Source organism: Pseudomonas cerasi (assembly GCF_027983475.1).
Classification (GTDB): domain Bacteria; phylum Pseudomonadota; class Gammaproteobacteria; order Pseudomonadales; family Pseudomonadaceae; genus Aquipseudomonas; species Aquipseudomonas cerasi.
In genome coordinates, this window is record NZ_JAQJVM010000001.1 from 1,408,996 (window position 1) to 1,433,752 (window position 24,757).

Here is a 24,757-nt window from a genome sequence, read left to right on the forward strand (position 1 = left end):
ACTCGCTTCTCCCCGACGCGCCGCGTCACGTATGGCCCGCTCCCTGCATGAGCCTGCCCGACACCCTCGCAGGGTCTCTTGCCACACGCCCATTCTCGGCAGGTGTGGAAGGCCCCTCGCATGACTGGTCCTGACACTGCCGTCACGCCAGCCCCAGGCACAACCGCCTGAGAGCCACCGTTGAATCCACGGTTATTCGCTCAGTCTTCTTTTCAGGCTCCCGGCCACCTGCGGGCGTCTCATCTCACGTGAAAGGTTTATAGGCATGACTGACCCGTCGATCCGCATAGGAGGTCTGTTTTCCAATACCGGCGTCACCGCTGCCGGTGAGTGTTCAACAATGCGCGGCGCACAGTTTGCAATTCATCAGATCAATGCCGCCGGGGGCGTGAATGGCCGTCCTCTGGAACTGATCACCCGCAACCCGGATTCCACGCCTGCGCTGTTTGCCATGCATGTTGAATCGCTGATTCGCGAAGAGAACCTGCGGTTTTTCTTCGGTTGCTACACCTCGGCAGCGCGCAAGGCCGTATTGCCTGTCGTCGAACGCTACAACGCATTGCTGCTCTATCCGGTGTACTACGAGGGCTTCGAGTATTCGCGCAACATCATCTACACCGGCGCTACGCCGAATCACAATGCGGTGCCACTGGGCAGCTACATGTTCGATCACTTCGGCAGTCGCGTGCTGATGATCGGCTCCGAGTACGTCTACCCCTACGAAACCAACCGGTTGATGAGCGACCTGCTTTACGAGCGGGGCGGCAGCAAGCTGGGTGAGTACTACTTGCCACTGAAAAACGCCAGGGCAGAGGACTTCGCCAGGCTCATGGTCAAAGCGAGAGAGCTGAAACCCTCGTTCATTTTTTCGACAGTGGTCGGCGACACCATGGCCCACTTGTATCAGGCCTATGCTGATGCCGGTTTCGACCCAGCGGTCATGCCGATTGCCAGTGTCACTACCAGCGAAACCGACATTCAGCAGATGGGCGTCCATCTGGGCACCGGGCACATTTCGGCAGCGACCTATTTCCAGTCGATCGACACGCCGCTCAATCGCCAGTGCATTGCCCAGTATCGGGAAATGTTTGGCCAGCATCAGGTGACCGACCGCTGTTGGGAGGCCGCTTACTTTCAGGTCCATCTGCTGGCCAAGGCGATCGCCCGTGCAGGCAGTACCGAAGTGGAGAGTGTGTTGCAGACCATGCGCGGTCTGGAATACGACGCGCCTCAGGGACGGGTGCGTATCGATGAACACAATCACCATACCTACCTGTACTCGCGGATCGGCCGTGCCAATGCCGACGGGCAGTTCGACATCCTTTACGAAAGTCAGAAAGCGCTGAAGCCCGATCCTTATGCGGTGGCGCCTGACTTCAATGGCTGGTCCAGCCTGACCGGGAGGCGTCCATGACCCTGCGTGCCGCCAAGAAACGTTTGCGCAACGACAGCGCAGGCGGCATCAAGGACCTGCGCGATATCAGCGTGCTGGTGATGCATCCCGATGACGAAGACGGTCGCAACCTGATCGCTCAGTTGCAGCGCATTGGTTGTCAGGTGCGGGTGCAATGGCCGATTCCCGAGCGTCTGCACAGCGAGGCTGACGTAATCGTACTGGCGGTATCGCCGGAAAGCCTGTCGACCAACACACCCTGGCTGCTGCACAGTTCGACACCACCGATCATTCCGGTGATCGCCTATGAAAACCCGATCATTGTCGAGGCGCTGGTGCAGCTCAACGCCTGCTCGGTGATTCCGTCGCCGGTCCGCTCGTTCGGCCTGCTGACCGCTCTGGCCATCACCCTCAGCCAGGCCCGCAAGACGCGGGAAAGGGAAAAGCATGTCAAGCGCCTGGAAGGGCGCATGGCGGTTATGCGTACCGTGCAGCAGGCCAAGATCATCCTGATGGAAACCAAGGGCCTGTCTGAAACGGACGCCTATAACGCGTTGCGTGATCAGGCGATGGCCAAGCGCGAGCCGGTGGAAAAAATCGCCGAGGCGCTGGTCAAGGCCCATGAACTGTTTCAACAAGCCTGTTCCTGACAGGTTGCAGACAAGCTTCGAGTATCGGGCGCCACGCCTGATCCTCTTCTGCGTGGACGGTTGCCATACGCCCTGAACCGGCAGGTATGGAACACCGCGTGGCGACCGGCGTGGACAACGACGTCCTCCGGATCGAGCCCAGGCCTGTGCGCCCCTGCGCAGGCGGCTCCAGTCAATGACGGCCTGAACCCGGGCTGTCCTTACCGTTATCTGGAGAACACCATGTCCGTAAAACGCCCCAGCAAAGCCGACTTTCTGATTGCCGCCCAGGACCATGGCTACGACCTGTCAGACAGCCAGATGGAGTCGTTCCTCAGTCTTGCAGACGAAACCCTGGGTTCCTACGAAGCCATTGATGCCCTGTACGCTGCCCATGTCGCCCAGCCTGCGCCGTTGCGCGAACACAGCAAACCGGCTGCCACCGAGAACCCGTACGGTGCCTGGTACGTCAAGACCCACATCACCGGTGCTGCCAGTGGCCCGTTGGCGGGCAGAACGGTGGTCATCAAGGACAACGTCTCAGTGGCCGGCGTACCGATGGCCAACGGCTCACTGAGCCTTGACGGTTACGTGCCGTCCGAAGACGCCACGGTGGTCGAGCGTCTGCTGGCCGCCGGAGCGACGGTCATTGGCAAGTCGGTGTGCGAAGACCTGTGTTTCTCCGGCGCCAGTTTTACCTCGGCCACCGGCGCGGTGAAAAACCCCTGGGACCTGACCCGCAACGCCGGCGGTTCATCCAGCGGCAGTGCCGTGCTGGTCGCTCTGCAGGAAGTGGACATGGCCATCGGTGGCGATCAGGGTGGATCGATCCGCATGCCGTCGGCGTGGAGCGGCATCGTCGGACACAAGCCCACCTATAGCCTGGTGCCTTACACCGGCGCCTTCCCGATTGAACGTACCATCGACCATGTCGGCCCGATGGCCAATAACGTGCGCGACTGCGCAATCATGCTCGATGTGATCGCCGGCGCCGACGGGCTCGACTCAAGGCAGAAAAACCCGCCAGCCGTCAGTTGCGTCGCGACCCTCGATCAAGGCGTTGCGGGCCTGAAAATAGGCCTGCTGAGTGAAGGCTTCGCGATTCCCGGCATGTCCGAGCCGCAGGTTGACGCACTGGTTCGCGCCGCCGTGGCTCAGCTGGAAAGTCTCGGTGCGACGGTCGGTGACGCCAGTGCGCCGTGGCACCGCGGGGTGGCGCTGGACATGTGGAATGTCATCGCCACCGATGGCGCGGCGTACCAGATGCTGCAAGGCAACGGTTATGGCATGAATGTCGACGGCTATTACGACCCCGAGATCATGAGTTACTTCGGCGCCAAGCGTCGCGAACACGCCAATGCGTTATCCAGCAGCGTGCGTGCCGTGGCGCTGACCGGGCATTACAGCCTGAAAAACCTGCACGGTGCGTACTACGCCAAGGCGCGGATGCTGGTGCCAGAGCTGACCCGTCAATACGATGAAGCCTTCAAGCAGTTCGACGTGCTGGTGATGCCGACCATGCCGTTCGTGGCCACCACGCTGACCGCCGCCGACGCGCCAATCGAAGAGTACGTGCACAGCGCGTTGAACATGCTGGCCAACACCGCACCGTTCGACCTGACCGGCCACCCGGCCACGTCGATACCGGCCGGTCTGGCCGACGGACTGCCGGTCGCCATGATGATCGTCGCGCCGCGCTTCAAGGATGCCCTGGCGTTGCGTGTCGCGCAGGCTTATGAAACCGCTCGCGGAGCGTTTCCCAGGCCGCCGCGTGCTTGAATTCGCACGCTGACCGAGGGGGCATGCTCACTCCATGCGAGCGGGTGTGCTTCCTGAGGAGTCAGTGACGCCGCTCTCAGGTTAAACCAACATTCAGGTGTTGGCCGCACCTTCTACCGGTAGTATCGCCAATTCGCTTTCCAGCTCTTCATCTTCCCCGATGGCAGACGCTGGTAGACGCTTTGACACCGTAACACCCAGGTTCACGAACTTGTCGACGGTCTTTGTCAGACTGCCGTGATCACCTTTAAGCGTCGTGATGCTTTCGTTATAACTTTTCTGAACCGTGGCAATCTGATTTCCGAGCTTATCCATTTTCTCTACAAAGACGCGCAACTTGTCATAGACCTTGGTCGCCATGCTAGCGAGCTGTAGAGTGCTGCTGTTCTGGCGCTGGATACTCCACAGGTTTGAAACAACGCGAAGCACCGGCAGCAACGTTGTGGCCGTGATGATTGCGATACGTTTTTCATAGGCAGCCTGAAAAACGCCTGGGCTGTGCTCGGCGGCGACCAAATAGGCAGGTTCGACCGGCATGAACAAAAATACGAAGTCCGGCGAATTGACACCGTTCAGATCGGTGTACCTCTTGTCAGATAGCCCGTTGATATGATTTTTCAAAGCCAGAACGTGGGCAGATAAAGCCTTGGTACGGTCTTCGTCGTTTTCGGCAGAGACATAATCAGTGTAGGCAACCAACGACATTTTGCTGTCGATGATGATGTGCTTGCCCTCGGGAAGATTGACGACGAAGTCAGGCCGATTGTTTCCTGCCTCGTCATCCTTGAAGTTGGCTTCTCGGTGATATTCAAAGCCCTTACGCAAACCCGCCTGCTCAAGCAGCATCTCTACCTTTTGCTCGCCCCAGGTGCCCTGCAGCTTTTTGTCGCCTTTGAGTGCCTTGGTAAGGTTTGATGCTTCGGTGGTGATCTGCGCGTTCAATTCCATCAGTTTGACCAGCTCGCTTTTCATCGAGCTTTGTCCTTGAACGGTATCGGAGTGAACCTGATCTACTCGTTGGCGAAATGAGTCGAGTTGGTCCTTGAACGGTTTAAGCAGGGTGTCCAGTCCTTGACGGCTCTGCTCGGAAAAGCTTTGTTGCTTGCTGTCAAAAATCTGATTAGCAAGATTTTGAAACTCTTGCTTCAATTGAACCTTGTTGTCTTCCAGTAACTGCAGTTTCTCGGCAGCGGAGTGCTGATCCCGTTGGTGGCGCATGTTAACTTCGGCAAGACTCTGTTTGACAAGGCTTAGCTCATCTCGCGTGATGTTCAGTTCTTTTTCACGCTGTACCAACGCGGTGCGTAATCCGTCCAGTTGTTCTTTCTGCTCCGCAGCGTGGCCCAGTTGTTCACGCTGTTTTCTGAATTCTTCCTCGGCTTTTTCTATGCGCGCCTGTGAGATGGTATAAGCGTTCTTCAACTCCTGTAGTTGATTTGCCTGCTCCTGACCTTGGCCGACCTCCATTTTGAGTTCGCCTAGCTGCATCCTCAATTTGTTCGATTCAACACTGCGATTTTCAGCAAGCGTAGTCGCCTCGGAAAGTTGCTGAATCTTATCGGACATCCTTTGTTTTTCTGCTTCCAGTGAAGTCTTGAGCTCACCCAACTGAACACTCAGTTGTTTCTCGGTATCCCGATGGCGGGCAATTTCCTCCTGAGCCTGCGTCAACGCGTGCTGGTGCTCATCCTGCTCACGGAGCATCTGATCCTCTCGCTGCCGTGCCAAAGACGCATCGTTAAGTAGTTGCTGATGTTCTGCCTGGTGAGCCGCTTGCAGTTCTGAAACTTGTCGCGCCAGCTTGCTGGATGCAACAAGGCTGCTGATCCAGAAACCTATTGCCAAGAACAGCAAGCTGAAAAGCCCGATCAGAGCTGGGGTCAAATATTGCTGGGCCATCGATAAATCCGTTTTCGTTGGGTTAGGATCCAAAATGATGGCACGTTGTTCGTTTACTGAATACTGTCCAAAATAGTTTTCAATCACTGCCTCCCTGTTTTTAGGATGACCACGTTAGCCGAATCTGCTTTAACGCTTCCATACCTCCACATCCTGCGCATCCACCGCCTTGGGCAGCAGGCCCGCTGCGAAGAAGGCATCGGCGATATGCTGCTGCTCGTCCAGTTGCTCATGCGTGACCGGCTGTATCTGATAGGTGCGGTGGCTGTTGGCGATTTCGACCGTTTCGATATCCAGATTGCCCCATAAAGGGCTCAGCACCTGGGCGGCTTCGCGCGGGTTGGCTTTGAGCCAGATGCCAGCGCTGTGCAACTGCTCGTAAACCACGCTGAGCACTTGCGGATGGTCCTTGGCGTAGTTGGTGCCGGTCAGGTAATAGCGCTTGTAGCTGGACAGCTCCTTGCCGTCAGCCAGGGTGCGAGTCGGCAATTGCCGTTGGGCGCTGGTCAGGAAGGGTTCCCAGGTGACCCAGGCGTCCACCTTGTTGTTTTCGAAGGCCGCGCGGCCGTCGGCGGGCGACAGATAGGCGGGCTGAATATCCGAAAATGCCAGACCGGCCTTTTTCAACGCAGCAATCAGCAGGTAGTGAGAGCCCGCTGCCTTGGTGACAGCGACTTTTTTGCCTTTCAGATCCGATAACTGCTGCACGGGCGAGTTTTTGTGGACGATGATTGCCTGCGCGGAAGGCGAGGCCGCTTCCTGGGCAAAGTAGGTCAGCTTGGCCTGTGCTGCCTGAGCGAAGATCGGTACGGTGTCCGCCACATCCGCGCTGATATCGACGTTGCCGACGTTCAACGCCTCCAGCAGCGGCAGGCCACTCGGAAACTCATGCCAGGTGACGGTGACGTCCTGTGGCGCAAGGGCTTTTTCCAGCGTGCCGCGTGTTTTCAGCAGGGTGATCAGCGTGGAGGACTTCTGGTAACCGATCCGCAACGTTTGCTGTGCTTCGACGGGGAGGGCGATACATAGCGCCAACGCCGCGAGCAGGCCTGCCAGCAGCGGACGGCGGTAGCCAGGTTGTGTGTGTTTTATCGGGTTGGGCATGGCACGCTCGGTATTTAAAGGTGACGCTGAGTGTCAGTAGCCGCGCTGGCGATCAGCCTGATTCTGCAAGGCCTGCCCGTTGAGAAAACGCTCAAGGTTGGCCAGAAAGCTGTCGGCTATTTCGTTACGGCTGTTGCTGGAGATCGCCGAGGTGTGCGGTGACAGGCGCACGCGAGGGTGTGAGTACAGTGGATGCCCGTCCGGCAGGGGCTCGGGTTCGGTGACGTCCAGCGAGGCCAGGCCGATGTTTCCATTATCCAGCGCATTGAGCAGCGCTTCATGGTCAAGCAGGCCGCCACGGGCGATGTTGATCAAGTGCAGGCCGGGTTTGGCACTGTTCAGCACCTCGGCGTTAACGATGTGCCGCGTCGCCGGTGTCAACGGCGCGGCCAGTACCAGATGGTCTGCGCGCACGAACAGGTCATGAATGTCGCGTGCAGCCTCGACACCGTCAACCTCGAACGGAGCCGAACTTTGCCGCAATGCGATCACGTTGATACCCAGCGCCTGGGCCTTGCTGGCCAGGCTGCGACCGATGGCACCAAAGCCGAGAATCCCGAGCGTGGTGCCCTTGAGCAGCGTCAGGGCGGTGAAGTTCCATTGCGAGTCATGCGCCCAGATATCCGGCAGATGCTTGGCTGCGGCGAAAATGGCGGCCAGCGAGAACTCGGCGATGTTTTCTGCCGCGCTGCCCCGCGAGGTGCTCACCGGCGGCCCGTTGAACAGCCAGCCTGGGTAGAAGTCGATACCCGAAGACACCACCTGAATCCATTTCAGGCCATAGGGCCAGCCCGGAGGCGGCAAGGCCGGGGCTTCATAACCACGCACGTTGATAGGGCGCGCCAGCAGAATGCTGACCTCGCCGGGCAAATCGCTCGGCACTCCGGCAGGTACGCCGATGACCCTGGCTTCAGGGTGGGTCACTGCAAGCCGCTCGCGAATCACCTGATTGAAATCATCATCCAGCTGGCTGGCAATCACGAGTCGAGTCATGCCACCGCCTCGTCAGATTGATGGGCGACAGCCTTCGCATGACGATTGACCGGCACCTCAAGGCCGAGGTTTTCACGTAGCGTATTGCCGCTGTATTCGGTGCGAAACAGTCCGCGTCGTTGCAGCACCGGCACCACCCATTCGGTGAAGTACTGCAGGCCGTCCGGCAGGACGCTATTGATGATGAAACCGTCGGCTGCGCCTGCTTCGAACCACGTTTGTATCGCGTCGGCGACCTGTTCCGGTGTGCCGACAAAGTCACGGCGGGGCAGGGAGAAGCGCAGGGCGACTTCACGCAGGCTCAGGCCTTCGTCTTTGGCCAGTTGCTTGATCCGGTCCGAACCGCCTTTCTGGCTGTTGGAGCCCAGATCGCCCAGTTCCGGGAAGGGTTCGTCCAGTGGGTACTGGCTGAAATCGTGATCATTGAACGGTCGGCCAAGGGCGACAATGGCGTCTTCGATCGTCACCAACTCCACGGCCTGGCGATAGCGGCTCTCTACCTCAGCCTCATCGCGCCCGACAATCGGGCGAATGCCCGGAAGAATCGACAGCGCGTGAGGGTCGCGACCAAAGCCGCCAGCCCTTTGTTTCAGGTCCTGATAATAGGCGCGCGCTTCATCGAAACTCTCGGCGTGGACAAAAATTGCATCGGAGTTCTGAGCGGCAAAGTTACGCCCGGCCTCGGAGGTGCCTGCCTGAAAAATCACCGGCTGACCCTGCTTCGACCGGGCGATGTTGAGCGGGCCTTTCACCGAGAAGAATTCGCCCTTGTGGTTCAGCGCGTGCAGTTTGCCAGGCGTGAAAAATTCGCCTTTCTGCTTATCGTAGGCGAAGGCGTCGTCTTCCCAGGAATCCCATAGACCTTTGACCACCTCGATATGCTCTTTGGCGATACGGTAGCGTACGGCGTGCGGTGGGTGTTCGCCCTTGCTGAAGTTGTCAGCGGTGCCACTGAGCCAGGAAGTCACCACATTCCAGCCAGCCCGACCGCCACTGATGTGGTCCAGCGAAGCAAACTGGCGAGCTACCTGAAAGGGTTCGGTGTAGCTGACCGTCACCGTTGCCACCAGACCGATATGCCGGGTGGTGGCTGCGAGTGCGGAGAGAATGGTCAACGGTTCGAAACGATTCAGGTAATGCGGACTGGATTTTTCGTGAATGTGCAGGCTGTCGGCGATGAACACAAAATCGAAGCGCGCCGCTTCGGCCAACTGGGTCTGCTGCTGATAAAAGCCGAAATTCACACTGGCGTTGGCCAGTGCGTGCGGATGGCGCCATTCGCCCCAGCCATGGCCGACTCCGTGGACCATTGCGCCAAGTTTAAGGTGTCGTTGTCTGCTCATGTTTTTGCTCCGGACGGTTCAGAAAGGTGGATGCACCTCCGCCTGGAGAAAGGGGTCGGTATATGATGACGATATGCCTATAAAAACCCACAGTGAAGTTCTATTTTGTTATATGTTAATTATTAAATTAAATAATCATCAAATATTTAAATATGCATAAATTGAATTTTAATCGCTGGTTCAGGAGTCATTCCCGTGGCTTGGCAGCCGGTCGCCGAGCAGCGGCAGTTTCGTCAGCATGTTCTGCAGCGCCAGAGCATCCCACGGCAGGTGCTCGGCGATGCCAAGGCCGACCACGTCCACGGCGCTGGCAATGTCTGTCAGCAAGCGAACGACCTGCTCGATAGTCATCTTGCCCTGAGCAACGCCTTCAAATTTACTGGCAGGGACACCGGGTTGGGCAAACAGCACAGAACGAAACAGTGCCGGGTCCAGCACGTCCAGGTCCAGATGGATCGCCAGGTGTCTTGCACCGGTTTCCTCAAGCCACTGCAGCACCGGTTCGCTGGAGTGCGCCAGCGCCTGTGCATCGGCGCTGCGCAGCCCGAGACGCTTGATGAATGCGCTTTCGACCTCAAGCATTTCCTGCAGGCCCGCGTACATCACATTGGCCGGCTTGATCGGGCGTTTCACGGCATCGACGAAATCCTTGTCACCTTCGCCCAGCAGATTGCCCATGACCATCGCGTGCGCATGCTGGAAGTCTCTGGGTGTCATGACGTCCGGGTGAGCGTCGACCCACAGCACGGCAAGGTCACCGTCATAACGTTCGTTCAGGTAGGCGAATGGCGCGAGGTCGACCAGGCAGTCGCCACCCAGAACCACCAGCCGATCCGGCTGATGCCGGTCGATCAGCTGCCGTGCAATGCCAAGCTGGGCCAGCAGCGCATGGCGGGCAATGATGCCGTTTTCAAGTTCAAGTGGTTGGTCATCCGGTTCGGTTACGGCCACGTGCTCGACGGGCCCTGACGCGTCCGGTGCCAGCCACGCCAGCAGCTGTGCGCCAAAATGATAAGGCGCGTTGTTGCCACCTTGCCACTGGGGAAAGATCAGGCGCAGGGTTTTATCGGGTTGGGTAGTCATCGAGGTTTTCCTTCGTCACCGTTCATTGGCATGGCGGTGATACTGCTCGACCCGGATGTGGCGTGCTTTGCCTGAACGGTCAATCGCTGTGCCGAAGGTGCCAATCGTCTTATCGTGGCCCCAGCAACTGCTGAGGAGAGATGCCATAAGCGTTTTTGAAGGCTCGACTGAAATGCGAGAGGTTGCTGAAGCCGAAATTCAGCGCAGCGTCACTGACGCGGCGAACGTGGCCTTTGCGCAATGCGTCATGGCACGCCGAGAGCCTTTGCTGCCAGAGCCAGCGAATGGCCGTGGTGCCTTCCTGTGCGAACAGGCGATTGAGCGTGCGTGGCGAAACATGAGTCGCCAAAGCAATGCTTTCGGCCGTCAGCCCTGTGTCGGGTAGATTATTCAACAGGAACTGCTTGATGCGCTGCAGTTGTTGCATTTGACGAGACTGCTGCCGGATATCGGTGTCGCCGAACACCGAGTCGAAGGCTGTAGACAGTACGTCCAGCAGTGATGCATTGAGTCGCTCGCTCAGCGGGTCCGATAAGCCTTCTGTGTTCCAGGCTTCATTCAACAAGGTTGCGGCAACACGGCCCAGCGTCGAACGGCCATCGAGCGTGCGGCACACCAGTCGTTCGGCAGCGGGCATGTGTTGCAGCAACAATTTGCGGGGCACCGCCAGCACAATCTGATCGTCACCTTCGGGGTAACTGCATGCGTAAGGCTGTGCGCTATCGTAAAGGACGATATCGCCAGCGCCTTGCCGGGACTCTCTGTCGTTCTGCACGACGATAGCGACGGAACACAAAGAGAGCGTGAGGAGGAAGTGATCGCTCTCCCTGTCTTGCTGCAACCGCCGGTAATGGAGGGGGGAAGACTGGATACGGGTGAAGGTAACGCTACTCTGATCCCTGACATTCAGCCCGCCGTCAAACGGCGCTTCGGTCAGCGGCTGGCTGGTGACCAAGCCATACGTCGAGCTCACAACCTCCTGCCAGGCGTCGAAACGATCCTCGGGCCGTAGTGGTTCGGCTGGGAAAATCATGGCCATGGCTGCCTCTGCGACGAGCGTCTTTTTACGAAGTGATCGGCGGCAAGGTTATCAGACGTTGATCCAGAGCAAGACCCCTGTGCCGGCAGTGTTTCAAGGTGGTGAAAATAGTTTATAGACCTGTGATCCAGCCGATATATCCCTACGTATGCAGCGCTCTGCTTACCCAAGCCTTCTAGAACAGGAGTTCCATGGACCCGCGCCTTGCTGGGCTTTCTTTCTTGCTCACCCTGGGATGGACGGGGGCCGTGATTCTCGTCATCTGGTTTTACGCCTGATGACGCAACGGTTTTCAGCAGGAGACGGAAGTGGTTTACGAAGCGGTCCTTGCCGGTGATCGGTAGGGCCAGGAAGTGTGTGCGTTGATAGTGGCTAAATAGTGGTCTGGCAGCGCTAAAGCTAATCTGACTGAAGCCGATGTTTATGTAACGGCCCCTTGCCGAATGACTTCGATAGTTCTACCTGGCTTTGACGGCCTTGAAGTTTGCGCTATGGAAGGCATTGAAAAAGACGATTAACCGGCTTGACCGGCAGCCTCCATAGTCCGCACATCGGTGTGTCTGACAGGGCTCGCAGAGACCGGGGCTTTATAACAATACTTCCACAGATGCTTACTCGCAGAGTACTTCCACATGTCGACCACAATTGAAAGCACCTACAGGGAACGGGCCGGGCTGGAACTTGATCTTCACTCGCTGTTGACGGCCATTGACCGTTCCCAGGCGATGATCGAGTTCGATCTTGAAGGCAATATCCTGCGGGCCAATACCAATTTTCTGGATTGCGTCGGTTATCGGCTGGATGAGGTCCAGGGTCGGCATCACCGTATGTTCTGCACGCCGGAATATGCGTCCAGCGTCGAATACGCGACGTTTTGGGAAAAACTGGGCAAGGGCGCTTTCGACGAAGGGCAGTACAAGCGCCTGGGCAAGAACGGGCGCGAGATCTGGTTGCAGGCCACTTATAACCCGGTGTTTGACGAGCAAGGCAATCCGTTCAAGGTGGTGAAGTTCGCCACGGACGTGACTGCGCAGCGCAAGTCCAATTCCGAGTACGAAGGCAAGGTTGCGGCCATCGATCGCTCGCAGGGTGTCATCGAATTCGACCTTAACGGTCGCGTGCTCACCGCCAACGAAAACTTTCTCAAGGTCCTGGGTTATCGTTTGGACGAGATTCAGGGTCAGCACCATCGCATGTTCTGCGAAGACGACTACCTGAACAGTCCGGCCTATCGTGCCTTCTGGGCCAAGCTCGAACGTGGCGAGTATGACTCCGGCGAATACAAGCGCATCGGCAAGAACGGTCGCGAGTTGTGGATCAGCGCCACTTACAACCCGATATTCGACCCGGATGGTCGTCCTTACAAGGTCGTGAAGTTCGCCAACGATGTGACCGAGAGCCGCATTCGTCAGGCTGAGTCCGCGGGCAAGGTGACAGCCATCGAACGTTCTCAGGCGGTGATCGAATTCGATCTGACGGGCAAGGTGCTGCATGCCAACCGCAATTTTCTGGCGGTATTTGGCTACGAGCTCGATGAAATCGTCGGCGAGCACCACCGCATGTTCTGCTCCGAGGAATTTGTCAGCAGCCTGCAGTATCGTGAGCTCTGGGAGAAGCTGGGGCGCGGCGAGTACGACGCCAACGAATACAAGCGCAAGCGCAAGGACGGTAAGGAGATCTGGATTCAGGCCACCTACAACCCGATTTTCGATGCGCAGGGCAAACCCTACAAGATCGTCAAATTCGCGCTCGACGTGACTGTGGCCAAGGAAACCAGCGTCGAGGACCAGGGCAAGGTGAATGCCATCGACCGCGCCCAGGCCGTCATCGAATTCGACATGGCCGGCAACATCATCACCGCCAATGCCAACTTCCTCAAAGCGCTGGGTTATGGCCTTCAGGAAATCAAAGGCAAGCACCACCGTATCTTCTGTGAGGAAGAATACGTGCGCGGCACCGAGTACCGTGAATTCTGGCACGGACTGGGGCAGGGCGAGTTCTACTCCGGGCGCTTCATGCGCGTCAGCAAATATGGGCAGAAAATCTGGATTCAGGCGACGTACAGCCCGATTTTCGACCACGACGGCTTGCCGTTCAAAGTGGTGAAATTCGCCACTGACATTACCCTTCAGGTCGAGATGGAACAGGCGATAGAGGCCAAGACCCGCGCCATGGGCGAGTCGGTGAAAGCACTGATGAATGCCATTTCCTATGTGGCACAGAGTACCGAGACGGCCACCGATCTGGCCAGAATGACGCGTGAGCAGGCCAGCACCGGTTCGCAGACGCTGGTCAAGGCCTCCGACGCGATGGACATGATTGCCAAGTCCGCCGAGGGTATTCAGGACATTATTCAGGTGATCAGCGAGATCGCCAGTCAGACCAACATGCTGGCCTTCAACGCGGCTATCGAAGCGGCCAGGGCCGGTGAACATGGCCTGGGCTTTTCGGTAGTCGCCGACGAGGTGCGCAAGCTGGCCGAGAAGTCTTCGCGTGCGACCAAGGAAATCAACAAGCTGATTCTGGAAACGGTCAGCCGGATCGAGTCGGGCAACGAGATTTCGCGCAGTGCCGGCGAAGCTTTCGAACACATCGTGGAAGGCGTGATGCAGACCACTCAGGCGATTGACGGGATCAACACGGCGACAGAGAAGCAACGTCTGTCGGCGCAGGAAGTCGAGGCACTGATCGTCGAGCTGCACAAAGCCAACCTGACCGGCTACACCCAGACTCTGGACAAGGTATCCATCGGACAACCTGCATGAGCAGCCTGAATGCCTATGGCGTCGTGCAGATCAACGGTGTGTATCTGGCGGTGGTTGCCGATGCGTTGATGGAGGCCGTGCACTGGCCCGCTGATCTGCATCCCCATCCATTGACACGGGGAGCGCTGCGTGGGGTGTTTACCTTGCGTGGCAAACCGGTGCCATTGGTCGACCTGCGGGCTCAATTGGCGGAGGGCGGCGATATGTCTTCGCCGACGCCACTGGTGGCGATTCTCAAGTACGGCGGTGGCTACCTCGGGCTGGCGATTGACGCTGTGTGCGACATTCTCAAGGCCCGTGATTCTCAGTTCAGTCCACTGGGGCCAGCGGGCAGCGGTGTCGGCTTGCTGCCCTCTCTGCTGCTCGGCGCCGAAGAGTCGCGGATGATCTACAAGCTTGACCTCGACTTCATGAGTGGTTTGCCAGGCGTGATGTTCGCTGCCGATCCGAGCGCGCAAGTGCTCAAGGACGAGGCACTGGCCGCCAAGGGCCGCTTGCTGCATTACCTGGTGTTTGAGTGCGACGGCCGCAACTTCTGTATCGATGCGAGCGTTGTGACCGAGTTGGTGGACGATCCCGAGATCACGGCGTCGGATTTTGCCAGTGACTGCTGCTTCGGCGTCACCTCGGTGCGTGGCACCAAGGTCCCGGCGCTCAACCTGTCCGAAGTGCTTGGCCTGGACCACCAGCGTCAGACGTCCAAGCCGCAGTTGCTGCTGTTGACTGCGCCGGACGGGCGGGTGTGCGGGTTTGGCTACGACCGCATGGTCGCCATTCAGCGTCAGGATCCGGACAGCCTGTTGGCGGCACCGCATTATGGCCTGCCGCACCCAGAGCTGCTGGCCGGGGTCATGAACCTGGAAGAGGGGCAGCAGGCCTTGTTGCTCGATCATCCGATGCTGTTGCAGCGCCCGGAAGTCAAAAGCTACACCCAGGTTTACCAGCACGACGTCAAACCTGCCCAGGCCTCGCACGATGTGACCAAGGCCATGCTGCGCCACGCCTGCCTGCTGTTCGATGCGCCGACCCGCTTCGTGGCACCGTTGAGCCAGATCGTGGAGATCATGAGCATGCCGCAGCAATTGATCGGCCTGTCGCAGCCGGAAACGCATTTGCTGGGACAGTTCAATCTGCGCGGCGAACAGGTGCCGCTGATCTGCCTGAGCAGTCTGCTGGGCGAAGGCGCACAGGTCCAGGGCGAAGCGTCGCGTGTATTGATCGTGCGTGGCGAGCGGCTGTGCTTCGGTTTTGCAGTGAACCGCGTCGATGCGATCGACGCGTTCAATCAGTTCGATCCGGCCATGCTGGAACAAGGCTGGCAAGCCAGTACTGGCAAGGGCATTTCGGTCAATGACCGGGTCCGCTCGCTGGTCAGCGTCGGCAGTCAGGAGCGCAGTTGGCGTGCGACCCTGCTTGATCTGCAGGGCCTGGCCCGACAGCTGGAATGCAACGTTGATCAGCGCCGCACTGTGCAATCAGTCTGAACCGAATGCTCCGCGCGTGGCCTTATTTGAGTGTTCACCAGCGGAGTCAACGACCATGACTGACAAGAAAGACGAGAAAAAACCGGAACCGCAAAGCGACGTGCCCGCGCACTCGACGCCCGAAGAAAAGGAACGCCTGAAAGACTTCAACAAGGACGGTATCCCGCCTGGGGTTTGCTGACCGCTGTTGAATGCTTTTCTTAAACGCCCGGCCCACACAGGCCGGGCGTTTTCGTGTCAGGCCTTTGTGCTTCAATCGCCGCCTTTGGCGAAGTCCAGCAGCCCGGCACCCTCCATTCGGTAGCGAACCCATTCACTTTGCGGCGCAGCGCCGATCGCTTCGTAGAACTTGATGGCTGGCTCGTTCCAGTCCAGCACGCTCCACTCCAGGCGACCACAATCGTTGGCTACCGCTTCGCGAGCGATATGTCGAAGCAGTGCGCGTCCGGCGCCGATGCTGCGCTTCTCAGGAGTGATGTACAGGTCTTCCAGATACACGCCGTTGCGTCCCAGCCAGGTCGAGTAACTGTAGAAATAAACGGCATAGCCAATGGGCTGGCCGTCATGCAGGCACATCAGCGCCCTGGCCGGTGCGTTGTCGGCGAACAGGCTGCGTTGAATGTCGTTGGTACTGGCCTTGACCTCATGCCCTGCGCGTTCATAGATGGCAAGTTCGGTAATGAACGTCAGAATCTGACTGGCATCAGAGGCAGTGGCTGGACGGATTTCGAGGGACACGGAGGGCAATCCTTGGCTAATGGGCGCAGCATGATAGCCGCACTCGCCAGGCGCTCGATAGTCAGGCGTCACGCAGCAGGTCGTTGGCGTTGAGCAACTGATAGGCGATCTGTGGACGTGCTTCCAGGGCGCGGCGGATGGCGGCAGGTATCGATTGACGCGTCTTGCGACACAGCCCGACCTTTTCCTCGACGACAATGCTGATGCCGCGCATGGTGCGCACTTCATTGAAGCCCGGAGCGACGTCGACACGCACGCCCAGTTGCTGGAAAATCTTGCGCTGCATGTGCTCCAGATCTTCCAGACTTTCGATACGCTCCAGGCGATCCAGCAGGGTTTTTTCTGCGTCGCGGGACAGCAGCAGAATCCGCAGGTCTGCACCTTCCGCATCCAGCAGCTCGCGCTTGCAGTCGCAAGCGCCGGGCGGACAGGGGTTACGGATTTTCAGAGGGGCGTTCATGGGCTCAGCATAACGACTGACAAGGGCGTCTGACCATACCTCCGTGCGTGTCCGCAGCGCACGTAAAAGTCCGTCCACTGCGATATTCGCGCCGCCTCGCCGAGGCCTTACAGGTGCCGGATCAATTCGGCCATTTCATCTCGCCCTTGATGACTTTTGCACTCATCTCCAGCGAAGCCGGTTCGGCCAGTTGCGGCCAGGCTTTGTGCATGGCGTCGATCAGGGGGGTGGAATCCTTGGCTTTGGCGGCCTGTTCTTCGAAGGACTTCAGGTAGTCGGCGGTGAATGTCACAGCCTGGGTGCCTGACGGAATCTTGCCCAGGTAATGACCCGGAATTACGGTGGCCGGTTTCAGCGCCTCGATGCCTTTGAGTGTCGCGAGCCAGTCCTGACGCGATTTCGGGCTTTGCGTGTCAGCGACCCAGACATGGATGCCGCTGGAGACCACGACACCGCCAACCACTGCCTTGAGGGAGGGAATCCATACGTAACTGCGCTCGGGTGCCGGGCCGTTAAGGCCTTTGATCTGCAATGGTTGGCCTTCAAGCGTCAGGTGGTCGTCCTTGAGCTCTTCCGGCACAACCAGGCTGGTTGGCGCATTGTCCTTGAGAATCGGGCCCCAATAGGCGAGTTTGCCCTGCATCGAAGCCTTGATCGCCTTCACGGTAGGCGCGCTGGCGACGATCTTCGCTTCGGGGAACGCGGCTTTGATGACGTCCAGACCGAAGTAGTAGTCCGGGTCGCTGTGGCTGATGTAGACGGTGGTGAGTTGCTTGCCGCTGTCCTTGATCTTTTGCACCAGTGCCTCGGCGTCGTTGCGCTGGAACTGCGCATCGATGAGCACCGCGTCATGCTTGCCGGTGATCAGTTCGGATGAAACCGGGAAGACGGCTTTTTCAGCCGGGTTGTATACCTCGATCGCCAAGGGAGCGGCGGCCTGGGCTGCGAGAGGGAACAGAGCGGCGAAGGACAGGGCAAGCAGGGATTTGCGCGGCATGGGATACGACCTTTGTTTGGACAGGGCAGAGGTCGTTATCTTAGGTTGCCTCAAGTGAAACAAAAGCCTCAGTATTGGCAACTATTGATTGCTTATATCGGACGAATTGTGGATCGGATCATAGCTGCACGGGTATTCATCGCCATCAACGAGAGGGGCAGCCTCATCGCCGCCGCCGAGGCGCTGGATATGTCTAGGGCCATGGTCACGCGTTATCTGGCGCAGATGGAGCGCTGGGCCGGAGCGCGACTGCTGCACCGGACCACGCGCAAGCTCGGCTTGACCGCCCCAGGGCAAGTGACCTTGTTGCGGTGTCAGCAACTGGTCGAGCTGGCCGACGCGGTGCCACTGGCAGCCGATACGCAAGTCGACGAGCCACGCGGCATGCTGCGTATCGCCTGTTCGCAGTCACTGGCCCAGGCCGTTCTGGCACCCGCGGTGACGGCTTACCTGCAACGCTATCCCGACACCTCGGCAGACCTGCTTATCGGTAACGAGGCCGTGGATCTGGTCAGCGAGCGAATCGATCTGGCGATCCGCATCACCAATCAGTTGGACCCCAATGTCATTGCCCGTCCGCTGGGGCAGTGCGCTTCGGTGGTGTGTGCTTCTCCGGCCTATCTCGCCGTGCACGGCACACCGTCCAGGCCGCAGGAACTGTCTGCTCACAACTGCCTGACCTATTCGTACTTCGGTAAAAGCCTGTGGGAGTTTACCCGCCAGCAGATGCCGCTCAGTGTGCCGGTCGGCGGCAACCTCAGTGCCAACGATTCAGTGGTGCTGCTGGAGGCCGCAGTGGCTGGCGCCGGTGTCAGCCTGCAACCGGTGCATTCGGCGGCGCCGCTGATGGCGAGCGGCAAGCTGATCGCCCTGATGCCGGAGTACCAGCCACGGGCTTTGGGGATACACGCGATCTACACCTCAAGGCACCATCAGTCGGCAACGCTGCGCACTTTTCTGGATTTTCTGACTGAATGGTTTGAGAGGGGTGGAGATTAGATCTCCTGCTGTGGACAGGACTCAGAGCGTCCAGAACACGCGGAGCATGGGCACGATAGGGAGACACAGACGCCCATCGTTCCTCACGCTCCGCATATGCAGGATCAGGTCTTGAACTTGCGCACCAGGCCGTCCAGCTCGCTTGACAGGATCTCCAGGCTTCTGGAATCCGCGCGGGCCGAGTCCGAGAGTTCGGCGATCAACTGGGCGTCGCCATGGATCTGGCTGATGTGCCGGTTGATGTCTTCGGCCACCTGATGCTGCTCCTCGGCAGCGGTTGCGATCTGGGTGTTCATGTCGCGAATCACATCCACTGACTCACGAATCTGCCCGAAGCTGCTGCGTGCCTGCCCGATCTTGGTCACCGATTGCTGCGATACGTCGAGGCTGGCATGCATCTGTTGCGCCACCGAGGCAGTGCGTTTGGCCAGGTTGCCCAGCAGGCTGTCGATTTCTGCGGTCGAGTCCGAGGTGCGTTTGGCCAGTGCGCGGACTTCGTCGGCTACGACGGCGAAGCCGCGCCCCTGTTCGCCTGCACGTGCTGCTTCGATGGCCGCGTTGAGGGCCAGCAGGTTGGTCTGCTCGGCAATCGAACGGATGGTATTGAGGATCGACTGAATGCCTGCGCTGTCCTTTTCCAGTTGCGTCATGTCCTTGGCCGAGCGGGTGAGTTCTTCGCTGAGCTGGTCGACGCTGCGCACCGCATCATCGATCTGCCGCTGACCTTCACGCGCCTGTTGCTGGCCGCTGTCGGCCGAGTCTGCGGCCTGGCTGCAGGAACGGGCGACTTCATTGGAGGTGGCGACCATTTCATGAAACGCCGTGGAGACCATATCCACCGCTTCGCGCTGCCGGCCAGCAGCTTCGGCCATGTCGTTGGAGACACGCGTCGAGCTGTGTGAGGCTTCGAGAATCTTCCCGGCCGCCTGACCGATGTGCTGAATCAGGCTGCGGATCGCGGTCAGGAACTTGTTGAACCAGCCCGCCAACTGCGCAGTTTCATCCTTGCCGCGCACGGCGAGGTTCTGGGTCAGGTCGCCTTCACCGCCTGCAATACCTTCCAGGCCGCTGGACACGCTGTGAATCGGGCGCACGATGACCCGGGCAAAACTGGCCCCGACAATCGCAAAGACCACCGCCAGCACCACCGCGATGATGCCGATCAACCAGGTCAGGCGGGTGGCCGAGGCCATCACTTCGTCCTGTTTGATCAGGCCGATGAAGTTCCAGCCCAGTTGCTCGGACGAGTACACATTGGCCATGTAACGCTCGCCGTTGAGTGTCACCTCGACCAGACCACTGGCGGTTTTCGCCAAATCGCTGAAGCCGTCGCCCAGTTCTCCCAGTTTCTTGAAGTTATGCTCGGGCTGTTTGGGATCGACCAGCACGGTGCCGTTCTTTTCCATCAGCATCAGATAGCCGCTTTCGCCGAGCTTGATCTGCTTGACGATGTTCGTCAGTTGCTTGAGCGATACGTCGATATTGACCACGCCACCAGGGTTGCCCAGTTTATTGGGAATCGCCCGGATGGTACTGACCAGTACCGCGTCGTCGTTGGCCCAGTAATAGGCGTCGCTGCGCACGGTTTTGCCGGCATTGGCCATCGCCGTCTTGTACCACGGCCGCACACGCGGGTCGTAGTTGCTCATTTTCGGGTCTTCCGGCGTCATGATGTAGCTGCCGTTGATCAGACCATAAGAAACGTAGGAGTAGGCCGGGTGAGCCTTGGCGATATTGGCGAACAGCTCGGTCGCCTGCCTGTCATTCTCGGACTGCGGGGGAGGCGTGGCGCCCATGTAGTTGCGGAAATCATCGCTCGCCCCGGCGATCAGCGGGTGCGCCGCGATGTAATTGACGTTCTGCGTAATGCCGTCGAAAAACAGCTGCATGGCATTGTCGACCTGGCGAATCTCACGTGCGCTACCGTCCACGAAATCACTGGTCGCCTTGTCGCGCAGGTTCACGACCACGATGGCGGCGACGACTAATATGGGCAAGCACGCAATGACTGCGAACGCCCACGTCAATTTCTGTTTGATATTCATTTGAGCTCCGGGGGGCGTGTTACTGCCGCAAGTGTCGGGTGCTGCATGGATGCAGTCTGCGACCCGAGGCATTGAGCTGAGGGTCGCTCTTATGGTCTACCAAGAGGTCAACGACTTTTTGCCAGCATTCTTTAGGCGGCTTGGCGGTAACAGACACTTGTTGTCGTTCATGAGTACGAAACGGCCTTTATTCACCGAAGCAGTAACCCGTTGTTCATGAGAGGCGCCCCCCAAACTCGGTCATGGCATCCAGCATCGCGTCCTTGAAGTAAGCCAGTGAAGCCCGATCGAAGAGGATCTGAAAACAGGGTTCAGCCTGCGCGCCGAGGTTGATGACGATCACATTGATGCGCGCTGCCGAGGTCTGCGCCACCGAACCTGTCGCAAAAGCTTCGGGGCGCAGATCCACCCCACACAGTTTGGCCATCACCTCGGCGATGCACGCGCCACTCAGTTGCAGCCAGGCATGGCTGTCTTCGCGAGGCAGCAGGTAATTGGCGCTGTGGTCGAGCTCCCAGCGAGCTTCTTCATCGGCGATGCGCTGCCCGTCATCGTGCGGGCTGCCCAGCAGCAGGTATTCGGTCTGTGAAAGGCGCGCGACGTGGCTGCCGTCCGCCTGTGTGACAGCGCGGTTCGGTGCCTCGGGCAGGTTGAAGCCGCTTGCCGTCAGGTAGTCAGCGCTTTGCGTACCGCGAAATCCCACGCGTGGCCGATCGGTCAGGTCTTGCAGCGTGCACAAGGCGCGCGCGTTGGCGCCGAGAGGACTGTTCTGGAGAAGGCTGGTCATGGGTCAGAGCTCCTGGCGCTGGTTTTCAGGGTCGAAGAAGGGCAGTTTCACGACGGTTGCCTGAACCACCACGCCATCTTCGACGCGGATCGGAATCTGCTGGCCGGGTGTGCTCTGGTCGAACGCGGCATAGGCCATGCCGATGATCATGCCCAGGGTCGAGGAGTACTCGCAGGACGTCACGTTGCCACTGATGTCCGGGCCCTTGAGCACCAGATGCCCCTCGAGCGGCAGCGGGCTGGCCTTGGGCAGGGTGAAGCCAACCAGTTTGCGCTTTTGCGGCTGGGCTTCGAGGATGTCCACCGAGCGGCGGCCGACGAAGAAAGGTTTGCTCCGGCTGACGGCCCAACCCATGTCGATTTCGGCCGGATGGGTCATGCCGTCGGTGTCCTGGCTGATGATGACGTGGCCTTTTTCCAGACGTAACAGACGTTGCGTCTCGACGCCGAACGGACGCATGTCGAAGACCTTGCCAGCCTCGACAAGTGCATCCCAGAGCCTGAGCGCGTGACGAGCGGGGACGTGGATCTCGTAGCCCAGTTCGCCGACGAAACCGACCCGTAGCAGCCGCGCCTTGATACCGGCAACAGTGCCCAGGCGCACGCCAAGATAAGGGAAACCTTCGGCAGACAGATCAAGGTCGGTACAGACCTGCTCCAGCACCTTGCGTGAATCCGGACCCGCCACGTTGACCGCGGCAATGGCCGCCGTGACGTTGGTGATGTCCACGTTCAGACGCCACTGGGCATTCCACTTGAGCATCTGCTGATAAATGCGATCCACGCCGCTGGTGGTGGCGGTAACGTAGAAATGCTGTTCGGCAAAGCGCGCGCAAACGCCGTCGTCGATGACCACACCTTGTTCGTTGGTCATCAGCGCATAACGCGAACGCCCGACCGGCTGTTTCAGAAAGGCGAAGGTATACATGCGGTTGAGCAGCTCGGCGGCATCGGGGCCGCGCACGTCCAGGCCGCCGAGTGTCGACACGTCGATGATGCCGACCTTGTTACGCACGTGCAGCGCTTCCTGCTGCATGCAGGCATCGCGTTGCGAGGCTTTGCCATAGAACGCCGGACGCTGCCAGATCCCGGCCGGCATCATCTTCGCACCGGCCTGCACATGACGCTGGTGCATGGGTGTCTGCCGATACGGATCGAAGGCACGGCCCGCAACGTGTGCCAGTTTTTCTGCCTCGAAGGGCGGTCGGGCTGTGGTCACGCCGGTTTCACTGATACTGCGCTGTGTCGAAGCGGCCACCAGTCGCGCGGTCGGCAGTGCCGAATGACGACCCTGTGACGGGCCCATGCCTACCGTGGAATAGCGTTTTACCAACTGGATGTCGCGATAGCCGATGCGCGTGGCATTGACGATATCGCGTACCTGAAGGTCTTCGTCGAAATCGACAAAATCCTTGCCGTCAGGGTGCGGGAAGATCGGCCAGGCGAAGTTGACCTGCGCTTCGCTGCGCAGCGGAGCAGGGCTTTCAGCCGATGTCAGGCCCAGTGCCGTGACCACGCCGGCGGCAGCATGCGCCGCATCGGCCAGCACGTTGTCCAGCGCGTGGTAACCGTTGACCGAGCCTGCAATGCCAAGATTCTTCGGCAGGCTGCTGATGGCGAATTCGGCCTGCTGATCGTCATAGGCCAGCTTGCCGCCGGCCTGACACAACAACTGGTAGACCGGCATGTAGCCGCCGGACATGCACAGCAGGTCGCAGTCGACACGCGAGCCGCTGTTCGCCACCTGACCCTGGCCAGTGATTTTGCGCAGCTCGGCACCGCTCACATGGCGCATGCCTTTCTCATGCAGCGCTTCATAGACCGTTGTGTTCATGTGGCAGACGATGCCGCGCTTCTCCAGCGCAAGCCGCAGCGTCCGGTCCGACGGGCTGCTGCGCATGTCGGCCACTGCGACCACATCGACGCCCTGATCGTGCAAGTCCAGTGCGGCGAGGTAACCGTCATCGTTGCCGGTCAGCACTACCGCGCGTTTGCCGGGCTTGACGGCGTACAACTTGATCAGGCGCTGTACGGCGCTGGTCAGCATGACGCCGGGGAGGTCGTTGTTACGGAAAATCACCGGCTGATCGAACGAGCCGCTGCATACCAGACAGTGTGTGGCGCGCACCTTGTACAAACGCTTGCCCTGAATCACCGGCAGGTAATTGTCGGTGAACCATGCGTTGCAGGTCGCTTGCTTGAGCACCTGGATATTGTCATGTGCTTCTACCGCAGCGACCAGTTCACGCCGCAGCTGTTCGGCACGCAGGCCGTCGACATCGAAGCGGGCATAGGCCAGCGAACCGCCGAGAATGGGCTGCTGTTCGATCAGCAACACCTTGGCGCCTGCATTGGCGGCGCTCAGTGCTGCCTGCAAGCCGGCAGGTCCCGCGCCGATCACCGCCAGATCCGTGAACAGGTAGGCCTTGTCGTAGTACTCGGGCTGGAACGCCAGGTCCAGCACGCCAAGGCCGGCCTTCTTGCGAATGATTGGCTCCCAGACTTTCCACATGCCCTTGGGCTTGTAGAACGAGCGGTAATAGAAACCCACCGGCATGAACTTCGAGAACTTGCCCAGGTACGCGTCCCGGTCGTTGTCCAGCGAGCCGTTGAAGTTCTGGCCGGTGGCCTGCAAGCCTTCCTGCAGGGCAACGGTGTCGGCCATCACGTTGGGCTCGTGAGGCAACTGGATCAGGCTGTTGGCGTCCTGCCCGGCCATGGTCAGGGGGCCGCGCGGGCGATGGTACTTGAACGACCGCGAAAGCAGGAAGCGACCGTTGGCCAGCAGAGCACTGGCGATACTGTCGCCCTGCAGGCCCTGATAGGTTTTGCCATCGAAGCTGAACGTGAGCGGCCGGGTGCGATCGATCAGCAGGCCCATGGGCGCGGGCAGGCGGGCGGGGGTGGTCATCCTGCGATCTCCTTGGAGGCGAGGGGGGCGAAGTCGATACGTGCGGTAAACAGGTCGCGTGGGTCGAAGGTGCGGATGATCTCGTCGCTGCCGGTGTGGCGCTCGGCCAGGAACCAGTAGCTGGAGGGGTTGTGCATCCACCACTCGCACACCACGCCCAGTGTGTCTTCACTGTTGAACACGTAATCGGCCCACTCGCTGTCGCTGCAGGTTTGCGGGTCGGGCATGTGTTTGAATTCCCCGCCGTAGGTGAACTCGCTGATGTTGCGCGGCCCGTTGAGCGGGCAGGTCATGATTTTCATGTGTCGCT

Annotated in this window: 20 protein-coding genes and 1 pseudogene; 7 read left to right on the forward strand and 14 right to left on the reverse strand. The window is 59.3% G+C overall.

The annotated features are described in order from the left end of the window. The first annotated feature begins 265 nt into the window (after positions 1–265). The 3 genes from PI739_RS06070 (at position 266) to PI739_RS06080 (ending at position 3,801) form a co-directional block, all read left to right on the forward strand. Positions 266–1,414, forward strand: coding sequence for a transporter substrate-binding domain-containing protein (locus PI739_RS06070; RefSeq protein ID WP_004412535.1), 1,149 nt, complete (start codon positions 266–268; stop codon positions 1,412–1,414). Further along, positions 1,411–2,043: an ANTAR domain-containing response regulator gene (locus PI739_RS06075; protein ID WP_003367076.1), complete on the forward strand. Its 633-nt coding sequence runs from the start codon at positions 1,411–1,413 to the stop codon at positions 2,041–2,043. The genes PI739_RS06070 and PI739_RS06075 overlap by 4 nt, the downstream gene beginning before the upstream one ends. Before the next feature lie 222 nt (positions 2,044–2,265). Beyond that, positions 2,266–3,801 carry an amidase gene (locus PI739_RS06080; RefSeq protein WP_271351561.1) on the forward strand — a complete coding sequence of 512 codons (1,536 nt, stop codon included), beginning with the start codon at positions 2,266–2,268 and terminating at the stop codon, positions 3,799–3,801. Between the two features lie 93 nt (positions 3,802–3,894). On the opposite strand, the gene rmuC is transcribed toward PI739_RS06080, so the two are convergent. From rmuC to PI739_RS06110, 6 genes are all read right to left on the reverse strand, one after another. Then, positions 3,895–5,787, reverse strand: coding sequence for a DNA recombination protein RmuC (gene rmuC, locus PI739_RS06085; RefSeq protein ID WP_223886447.1), 1,893 nt, complete (start codon positions 5,785–5,787; stop codon positions 3,895–3,897). Between the two features lie 42 nt (positions 5,788–5,829). Next, the gene (locus PI739_RS06090; protein ID WP_003367084.1) at positions 5,830–6,804 is read right to left on the reverse strand and encodes an aliphatic sulfonate ABC transporter substrate-binding protein; all 975 of its coding nucleotides are present in this window, start codon (positions 6,802–6,804) and stop codon (positions 5,830–5,832) included. A gap of 33 nt (positions 6,805–6,837) precedes the next feature. Continuing rightward, positions 6,838–7,797, reverse strand: a complete 960-nt coding sequence (locus PI739_RS06095) for a D-isomer specific 2-hydroxyacid dehydrogenase family protein (RefSeq protein ID WP_003432966.1) — start codon at positions 7,795–7,797, stop codon at positions 6,838–6,840. Further along, entirely contained in the window at positions 7,794–9,140 is a 1,347-nt protein-coding gene (locus PI739_RS06100; protein WP_042930459.1) for an LLM class flavin-dependent oxidoreductase, read from the reverse strand. The genes PI739_RS06095 and PI739_RS06100 overlap by 4 nt, the downstream gene beginning before the upstream one ends. 180 nt (positions 9,141–9,320) lie before the next feature. Further along, positions 9,321–10,223 (reverse strand): arginase family protein, encoded by a 903-nt coding sequence (locus tag PI739_RS06105; protein WP_003367089.1) that lies wholly within the window; start codon positions 10,221–10,223, stop codon positions 9,321–9,323. 109 nt (positions 10,224–10,332) lie between these two features. Further along, positions 10,333–11,262 (reverse strand): AraC-like ligand-binding domain-containing protein, encoded by a 930-nt coding sequence (locus PI739_RS06110; RefSeq protein WP_003432964.1) that lies wholly within the window; start codon positions 11,260–11,262, stop codon positions 10,333–10,335. Between the two features lie 632 nt (positions 11,263–11,894). Between PI739_RS06110 and PI739_RS06115 the strand changes: the two genes are divergently transcribed. From PI739_RS06115 to PI739_RS06125, 3 genes are read left to right on the forward strand one after another with little or no spacing between them, the layout of a single operon-like run. Then, positions 11,895–14,027 carry a methyl-accepting chemotaxis protein gene (locus tag PI739_RS06115; RefSeq protein WP_099266432.1) on the forward strand — a complete coding sequence of 711 codons (2,133 nt, stop codon included), beginning with the start codon at positions 11,895–11,897 and terminating at the stop codon, positions 14,025–14,027. Beyond that, positions 14,024–15,511, forward strand: a complete 1,488-nt coding sequence (locus PI739_RS06120) for a chemotaxis protein CheW (RefSeq protein WP_054081842.1) — start codon at positions 14,024–14,026, stop codon at positions 15,509–15,511. The genes PI739_RS06115 and PI739_RS06120 overlap by 4 nt, the downstream gene beginning before the upstream one ends. A gap of 55 nt (positions 15,512–15,566) precedes the next feature. Then, positions 15,567–15,692 (forward strand): hypothetical protein, encoded by a 126-nt coding sequence (locus PI739_RS06125; protein ID WP_003315538.1) that lies wholly within the window; start codon positions 15,567–15,569, stop codon positions 15,690–15,692. 71 nt (positions 15,693–15,763) lie between these two features. Here the strand turns inward: PI739_RS06125 and PI739_RS06130 are convergent, their stop codons facing one another. The 3 genes from PI739_RS06130 to PI739_RS06140 all read right to left on the reverse strand — a co-directional run bounded on the left by PI739_RS06130 (position 15,764) and on the right by PI739_RS06140 (position 17,706). Continuing rightward, positions 15,764–16,249, reverse strand: coding sequence for a GNAT family N-acetyltransferase (locus PI739_RS06130; RefSeq protein WP_003367094.1), 486 nt, complete (start codon positions 16,247–16,249; stop codon positions 15,764–15,766). Positions 16,250–16,310: 61 nt separating this feature from the next. Then, positions 16,311–16,709: a hypothetical protein gene (locus PI739_RS06135; RefSeq protein WP_003367095.1), complete on the reverse strand. Its 399-nt coding sequence runs from the start codon at positions 16,707–16,709 to the stop codon at positions 16,311–16,313. Positions 16,710–16,830: 121 nt separating this feature from the next. Further along, positions 16,831–17,706: an MBL fold metallo-hydrolase gene (locus PI739_RS06140; RefSeq protein ID WP_074808233.1), complete on the reverse strand. Its 876-nt coding sequence runs from the start codon at positions 17,704–17,706 to the stop codon at positions 16,831–16,833. Positions 17,707–17,814: 108 nt separating this feature from the next. Between PI739_RS06140 and PI739_RS06145 the strand changes: the two genes are divergently transcribed. Next, positions 17,815–18,705, forward strand: coding sequence for a LysR family transcriptional regulator (locus PI739_RS06145; RefSeq protein WP_241689259.1), 891 nt, complete (start codon positions 17,815–17,817; stop codon positions 18,703–18,705). Between the two features lie 104 nt (positions 18,706–18,809). Here the strand turns inward: PI739_RS06145 and PI739_RS24815 are convergent, their stop codons facing one another. The 5 genes and pseudogenes from PI739_RS24815 to PI739_RS06165 all read right to left on the reverse strand — a co-directional run bounded on the left by PI739_RS24815 (position 18,810) and on the right by PI739_RS06165 (position 24,749). Next, complete coding sequence (locus PI739_RS24815) at positions 18,810–19,577, reverse strand: methyl-accepting chemotaxis protein (RefSeq protein ID WP_371857159.1); 768 nt, start codon at positions 19,575–19,577, stop codon at positions 18,810–18,812. Between the two features lie 90 nt (positions 19,578–19,667). After that, a pseudogene (locus tag PI739_RS24820) lies at positions 19,668–20,822 on the reverse strand (HAMP domain-containing protein); the annotation flags it as partial. Positions 20,823–20,964: 142 nt separating this feature from the next. Continuing rightward, entirely contained in the window at positions 20,965–21,537 is a 573-nt protein-coding gene (locus PI739_RS06155; RefSeq protein ID WP_058416754.1) for a sarcosine oxidase subunit gamma, read from the reverse strand. A 3-nt stretch (positions 21,538–21,540) separates the two neighbouring features. Then, a complete protein-coding gene (locus PI739_RS06160) occupies positions 21,541–24,447 on the reverse strand; it encodes a 2Fe-2S iron-sulfur cluster-binding protein (RefSeq protein ID WP_058396789.1) in 2,907 nt (968 codons plus the stop codon). After that, positions 24,444–24,749 (reverse strand): sarcosine oxidase subunit delta, encoded by a 306-nt coding sequence (locus tag PI739_RS06165; RefSeq protein ID WP_003367099.1) that lies wholly within the window; start codon positions 24,747–24,749, stop codon positions 24,444–24,446. Before PI739_RS06165 ends, PI739_RS06160 begins: the two co-directional genes overlap by 4 nt. Positions 24,750–24,757: the final 8 nt, after the last annotated feature.

What these genes read in the sequence shown, in the direction of transcription:
- PI739_RS06070 (WP_004412535.1), top strand. Translation starts at nt 266, where the DNA reads ATGACTGACCCGTCGATCCGCATAGGAGGTCTGTTTTCCAATACCGGC.
- PI739_RS06075 (WP_003367076.1), top strand. Translation starts at nt 1,411, where the DNA reads ATGACCCTGCGTGCCGCCAAGAAACGTTTGCGCAACGACAGCGCAGGC.
- PI739_RS06080 (WP_271351561.1), top strand. Translation starts at nt 2,266, where the DNA reads ATGTCCGTAAAACGCCCCAGCAAAGCCGACTTTCTGATTGCCGCCCAG.
- PI739_RS06090 (WP_003367084.1), bottom strand. Translation starts at nt 6,804, where the DNA reads ATGCCCAACCCGATAAAACACACACAACCTGGCTACCGCCGTCCGCTG.
- PI739_RS06095 (WP_003432966.1), bottom strand. Translation starts at nt 7,797, where the DNA reads ATGACTCGACTCGTGATTGCCAGCCAGCTGGATGATGATTTCAATCAG.
- PI739_RS06100 (WP_042930459.1), bottom strand. Translation starts at nt 9,140, where the DNA reads ATGAGCAGACAACGACACCTTAAACTTGGCGCAATGGTCCACGGAGTC.
- PI739_RS06105 (WP_003367089.1), bottom strand. Translation starts at nt 10,223, where the DNA reads ATGACTACCCAACCCGATAAAACCCTGCGCCTGATCTTTCCCCAGTGG.
- PI739_RS06110 (WP_003432964.1), bottom strand. Translation starts at nt 11,262, where the DNA reads ATGGCCATGATTTTCCCAGCCGAACCACTACGGCCCGAGGATCGTTTC.
- PI739_RS06115 (WP_099266432.1), top strand. Translation starts at nt 11,895, where the DNA reads ATGTCGACCACAATTGAAAGCACCTACAGGGAACGGGCCGGGCTGGAA.
- PI739_RS06120 (WP_054081842.1), top strand. Translation starts at nt 14,024, where the DNA reads ATGAGCAGCCTGAATGCCTATGGCGTCGTGCAGATCAACGGTGTGTAT.
- PI739_RS06125 (WP_003315538.1), top strand. Translation starts at nt 15,567, where the DNA reads ATGACTGACAAGAAAGACGAGAAAAAACCGGAACCGCAAAGCGACGTG.
- PI739_RS06135 (WP_003367095.1), bottom strand. Translation starts at nt 16,709, where the DNA reads ATGAACGCCCCTCTGAAAATCCGTAACCCCTGTCCGCCCGGCGCTTGC.
- PI739_RS06140 (WP_074808233.1), bottom strand. Translation starts at nt 17,706, where the DNA reads ATGCCGCGCAAATCCCTGCTTGCCCTGTCCTTCGCCGCTCTGTTCCCT.
- PI739_RS24815 (WP_371857159.1), bottom strand. Translation starts at nt 19,577, where the DNA reads ATGGCCGAAGCTGCTGGCCGGCAGCGCGAAGCGGTGGATATGGTCTCC.
- PI739_RS06155 (WP_058416754.1), bottom strand. Translation starts at nt 21,537, where the DNA reads ATGACCAGCCTTCTCCAGAACAGTCCTCTCGGCGCCAACGCGCGCGCC.
- PI739_RS06160 (WP_058396789.1), bottom strand. Translation starts at nt 24,447, where the DNA reads ATGACCACCCCCGCCCGCCTGCCCGCGCCCATGGGCCTGCTGATCGAT.
- PI739_RS06165 (WP_003367099.1), bottom strand. Translation starts at nt 24,749, where the DNA reads ATGAAAATCATGACCTGCCCGCTCAACGGGCCGCGCAACATCAGCGAG.